The organism is Acidisphaera sp. L21 (assembly GCF_009765685.1).
GTDB lineage: Bacteria > Pseudomonadota > Alphaproteobacteria > Acetobacterales > Acetobacteraceae > LMUY01.
This window is the reverse complement of the sequence record NZ_LMUY01000129.1, coordinates 7,213-7,416: the sequence shown is the minus strand read 5'-3', so window position 1 is coordinate 7,416 and position 204 is coordinate 7,213. Positions and strand designations below refer to the sequence as shown.

Here is a 204-nt window from a genome sequence, read left to right as displayed (position 1 = left end):
GCACCGCTACCGCCGAGCGTGGTCACGGCGATAGCGCCCGCGCCTGTCTCGCTGATGGCACCCGCGCTCTCCAGGTCCAGCGCGGTTATACCAGACAGGTTGAACGCCCCCGCGATGGTCACCGGGCCACCGGTCGGCGTGCCCAGCACCAGCGTCGCGGCCGTGATCGGTGAGGCGCCAGTGATCCCACTGCCGCCACCCACT

Annotated in this window: 1 protein-coding gene; it reads right to left on the bottom strand. The window is 71.1% G+C overall.

Annotation, left to right across the window (positions count from 1 at the left end):
* Nucleotides 1–204 (bottom strand): hypothetical protein (locus tag GSQ76_RS31405; protein ID WP_216851270.1); only part of this gene is annotated, 204 nt, incomplete at both ends.